Annotated in this window: 5 protein-coding genes; 4 read left to right on the top strand and 1 reads right to left on the bottom strand. The window is 59.8% G+C overall.

The window, feature by feature from the left end:
• From ACUTJJ_RS24690 to ACUTJJ_RS24680, 3 genes are all read left to right on the top strand, one after another.
• On the top strand, positions 1-1060 hold a 1060-nt coding region (locus tag ACUTJJ_RS24690; RefSeq protein ID WP_445543743.1), incomplete at its 5' end, for a glycosyltransferase family 2 protein.
• Between the two features lie 14 nt (positions 1061-1074).
• Positions 1075-1578, top strand: coding sequence for a DUF995 domain-containing protein (locus tag ACUTJJ_RS24685; RefSeq protein WP_063950171.1), 504 nt, complete (start codon positions 1075-1077; stop codon positions 1576-1578).
• Between the two features lie 13 nt (positions 1579-1591).
• The gene (locus ACUTJJ_RS24680) at positions 1592-2554 is read left to right on the top strand and encodes a glycoside hydrolase family 26 protein (protein ID WP_445543742.1); all 963 of its coding nucleotides are present in this window, start codon (positions 1592-1594) and stop codon (positions 2552-2554) included.
• Between the two features lie 48 nt (positions 2555-2602).
• Here ACUTJJ_RS24680 and ACUTJJ_RS24675 read toward each other — a convergent pair whose 3' ends face one another.
• Positions 2603-3787, bottom strand: a complete 1185-nt coding sequence (locus ACUTJJ_RS24675) for an AGE family epimerase/isomerase (RefSeq protein WP_445543741.1) — start codon at positions 3785-3787, stop codon at positions 2603-2605.
• Between the two features lie 434 nt (positions 3788-4221).
• On the opposite strand from ACUTJJ_RS24675, the gene bcsN reads away from it, so the two are divergent.
• On the top strand, positions 4222-4804 hold a 583-nt coding region (bcsN, locus tag ACUTJJ_RS24670), incomplete at its 3' end, for a cellulose biosynthesis protein BcsN (RefSeq protein ID WP_445543740.1).

The raw sequence follows: 4804 nt of genomic DNA, 5'->3' as shown, positions 1-4804 counted from the left end.
CCACTCCACGACGCTTCTGATGAATGCCGGCGGCTGGCGCGGCGTCCACGCCGTCAACGCCATCGCCCATGGCGACGGGCCGACGACCTTCGCAGATCTCATCGTCCAGGAATTTCAGTGGTCGCGCAGCCTGATGACAATTCTTCTGCAATATTCGCGGCACTACGTGCCGAAGCTGCCCCCGAGGCTGAGGTTCCAATTCCTGTTTTCGCAGCTCTGGTACCCGCTGTTTTCCAGCTTCATGGCGCTGATGTTCGTGCTCCCGGCGGTTGCGTTGCTCAGGGGGAATGTGCTGGTCAATGCATCCTATCCGGCGTTTCTGGCGCATTTCCTGCCCGCGTCACTGATCATGATCGTGTTCGCCTTCTTCTGGCGCGGCACGGGCGCTTTTCAACCACATGATGCCAAGCTCTTCAGCTGGGAAGCGATGGTGTTTCTGTTCCTGCGGTGGCCCTGGTCGCTGATGGGCGTGCTGGCGGCGATACGTGACACGGTCCGCGGCAATTTCGTTGATTTCCGCATCACGCCGAAGGGCACGCAGGCAAAGCCGCCGCTGCCGCTCAGGGTCGTCGCCCCTTACATCGTTCTCGCAGCGCTCAGCCTTCTCGCCATGGTGCTGGCGCCACGGGAAAACGGGGCCGAAGGATTCTTCGTTTTCGCTGCCGTTAACGTGGCGATCTATGCCGGGCTGTCGGTATTTCTGCTCATCCGTCACGCCATGGAAAACGGTGTTCCGAAGCTTCCCGCCCTGCGCGGCGGTGCGTCCGCCGCTGCCTGTTCGCTGCTGCTGGTGACGGGGAGCGCCGTCCAACTCAGTCACCACGCGATCGGCGGCCTGGAAGCCCTGTCGCATGGGCAGCCCTATATGAGTTTTACCGAAACGCGGTTCACGGTCGCCGGTGCGGGCGTGGAAGGTGCGAGATCGGTGCGCCTTAAACTGCGCATTTCCGTGCCTGGATTGGGCGGCCCGCCGGAAATGCAGGCGGAACCGATGATGCCGCCACCACCCGCGGTGGCGACTGGAGAGATCATGCTGGCCGACAATAGGGTCGGACAATGAAGGAGGAGGCTGTGATGAAAACAACAATAAGCACATGCGGATTCTCCGCTTTCGTACTGTGTCTTGCGGTGGCTGCGCCTAGCGTCGTCCATGCTGCAGGCGGCACGAAGACGCCGAAGCCACTAAGAACCAGCGAGGTCGTGGAGATGTATTTCGACAAGACCTGGAAATGGGATACGGGCGGCGGCCGGTTCATTGCCGACGGCCGCAAATTCATCGCCGCAACGGAAGAAAAGGGCAAAAAGTCCATCGGTGAAGGCCGCTGGACCGTCGATGCCAACGGTACTCTGTGCATGCGCGCGACCTGGAAGGCTGCGACCGGGAGCGGCAAGGCCGATACCTGCTTCGACCATGGCCGCATCGGCAACGTGCTCTACCAGCGCAAGCAGGGCGGGCAATGGTACGTGTTCCGGCATAACCCGCCACGCCCCGGTGATGAGTTCCTCAAACTCGTCCGTAAGGACGATGTCACGCCGCAGATCGCCGCTTACGACAAGGCGATGATGGCAACAAGGTAAGGAGTAAGGTGTCATGCAGATAACAAGACGAACACTTCTGTTCGCGAGTGGCGCCGCCGCAGCCTTTACCGCCGGAATGTCTCCGGTGTTCAAGCTCGACGCGCAAGGGGTCGCCCCCATGACCTCCACGGGCATGAAGACACTTGCAGACAAACGCCCAACGTTGCATGCGGATGGCATTCGTTTCGGCGCCTACGATCCGCATGGGGATTTTACCGGTCAGGCCGGGGTGGCGACGGAACATTTGTTCCTGCCCTGGGAAGATGTCGATCTCGACAGCCTGGCGCTTGCGGATGCCTACGCGCTGGAGCGCAAACGCAAGGTTATGATAACGGTCGAACCCTGGTCATGGGACGTGAACTGGCGGCTGAGTTCCGACGAACTGCGGCGCAAGGTTCTGAGCGGAGACTACGACAAGAACATGCAGGCGATCGCCGCACGCATGTCCGCAATGAAGAGCCCGCTGATCCTGCGCTGGGGACAGGAAATGGAAGACACGACTGGCCGCTTCTCGTGGTCGGGCTGGAACCCGCGGGATTACATCACCGCCTATAAACGCGTCGTGGATATGACCCGCAAGGCTGTCCCTGGTGTTAAGGTGATGTGGTCACCCAAGGGTCTGGACGGTCTTCGGGCCTACTACCCCGGTGACGGCTACGCGGATCTGGTTGGTCTCTCGGTTTTCGGTCTCGAGGACTACGACAAGATCGAATATGGCGCGCCACAGACCTTCACCGATCTCCTGCGCAAGGGGTACGGACTCGTCGAAAACTTCAATAAGCCAGTCTGGGTCGCCGAACTTGGTTATGAAGGCAGCGATGCCTATGTCCGGCCATGGATGAACGACGTGACGCTGAAGCAGGCGGATTTTCCAAGGCTGGAAGAAGTCGTCTATTTCAACGACAAGGATGTCCATCCCTGGCCGCATAATCTCGGTCGACCTGACTGGCGCGTGGTGCGCCCGGCCAAAGTGTGACCGGCATCAAGCAGACGAGCGGCGATGCCGCTCGTTTGTGGCTTGCTGTTATAGGTCCACTGCCAACACCGCCTCAGCCTCATAGATGGCGCAGACGATGTGGTAGAAGGTGCTTGCTGGTGCGGGTTCATCGATCATCGGCTTGTCGGCCGGCCATTTGTCGAACCAGAGACCCTTGACCGGCGTGTCAAGGAACGGTTGCAATGCACCGATGGCGCTGAGGGCGGAGGCAAGGTAACGCTGTCGCTCCTCGCCGCCGGTGACGCTTGCCAGTCGAACTGCGGCCTTCAGCCATTCCGTCTGCGGCCACAGCCGCGCCAGCCCGTCATGCACCGAGAAATCGTCGTAAAGGCTCATCACCGCGACCTTGCGGCGCGGGCAGATGCCATATTTCTCGCCGATCTCGAACAGCCTTCCAGCTTTCTGGATGGCCTCGGCATTTCCCCGCAGGCTACCCCAGCGCACCAGCAGCCAGGCCCATTCGAACTGGTGGCCCGGCTCCATGATCCGGCCTTTCTCGCTGTGATGCGGCGTCCAGTCGTGCTCGAAGAACTCCCGCAATCCGCCATTGCCACTGTCGATGAACCGGGTGAGCGCCAGTCCCGCAATCTCGTCTGCAAAAGCCGACCATGGACCGCTCGGGTCCTCCTGCTCCCAGGCCAGCATGGCCTCGAAGAGGTGCATATGCGGATTGGAGCAAAGCGGCGTGCGCGGCGGATTTTCTTCCTCGAAGCCTGCAACCGGGTGTCTGTAGTCGCGCTCAAGCACGGCAAGGATTTCGAGCGCGCGGGCACGCATCTCTTCCCGTCGCTCTGGAAGCGTCGAGGCTGCCTGTGCTGCAGCAAAAAGTGCAAAGGCCTGATTGTAGAGATCGAACGATGGGTCGATCAGCTTGCCGGTCTGGTCGGCAAGGTTGCCGTAAAGGCCGTTTTCAAGGCGATAGACTTTCTCGAACCACGAGAGGCCGTGGACCACCGCGTCTTTCCACGGTCCCTGCCAGCCATGCTGGCCTGCTGCCGCGAAGCAATAGGCCTGCCGCGGCTGCACGCGGGCGCGGCGATTATCGGCAAAAACCGGCTTCGCATTCTGGTCGAGACGCTCGTGGAAGCCGCCGTCCGGACGGGCCGAACCCGCCTCCCACCACAACGGCAGTGCGTCGTCATGCAGCCACTTGCGGAGCGTTCCGATCTCTTCGGCAAGCTTCTGCGAAACGCTCGGAAATTGCACTGTCATAAGGTAACTCTCTGTTTTTACGCTTGGATCATGGTCGTCAATACAACAGGGCGTGGCAATGAGCGCAGATAGACAATGGCACTCCAGCGATACAACCGCGCAATTACAGCCCTGTCGAAAAGCGAACCCTTCAGGGAAGCGAATGGTTCCACGATCTTTTTGTGACAGATATGGGTTGAGTGCGGCGATTCGCTATCCATAAAGTATCAGAAATTACAACGTAAATTTGCGATTGCTTATTCTTGGTCCTCACGTATTTCGTAGGAATGGTCTGGTCGTTAGTGATTCGGTCTCTTTCTAACCTTGGCGGCGGTGGGGACATAAAGGGGCGCAAGGCAGTGAAATTTTCTGCCTATACTTCATTGCTGTTTTCTATTGCAGTGCTTTCCGGCTGCAATACTCCTGCGGGCGTTCGGTCGTTCGGAGGCGCGCAGATGGCGTCGCCTTCCGAGGCGCTGATTTTTCCGCCACCCGGTGGCCCGGAAATCGTCACTGTGGTCAATCGCACCTATTCCAACGCCATTGCGCAGCAGGTCATCTTGCGCTCGGAGGCTGCGACGCCCGGTCAGAATTATCTGAAGGCGGAGTTTTTTGGTCCGCAGCAGGCGGGTGACACGGGCGGCGATACTCTTTCCTTTAGCGGATTTCGCGCCGCTTCCGTCGCGCGCGAAATCCGCGCGGAGTTTCCGGGCCAGAACATCGCGATGACGGCAAATTATTTCCAGAACGCTTACGGTGCCTTCTCCTATGCCGCCGGCCAGGGAAGGGGTGATGATACCTGCCTTTATGGCTGGCAGGATATTCGCTCCCCGGAAAGCATGCGACAGGACTTCCGCAATCTCGGTCGCATCAAGGTACGGCTGCGGCTCTGCCAGTCCGGCGCGAGCGTGGAGCGTCTGCTCGCCGTTATGTATAATTACACCATCACCGGCACCTATGCGTCGCCAAGCTGGAACCCCTACGGCACGCCGCGTGCCGTTGACCCGAATCTTGGCCGTCCCGGAAGTCCGGTCTATC

It is taken from the genome of Agrobacterium sp. DKPNP3, assembly GCF_052686535.1.
Note: the sequence above shows the minus strand (reverse complement) of the source record. Positions and strands in the feature narration are given on the sequence as shown.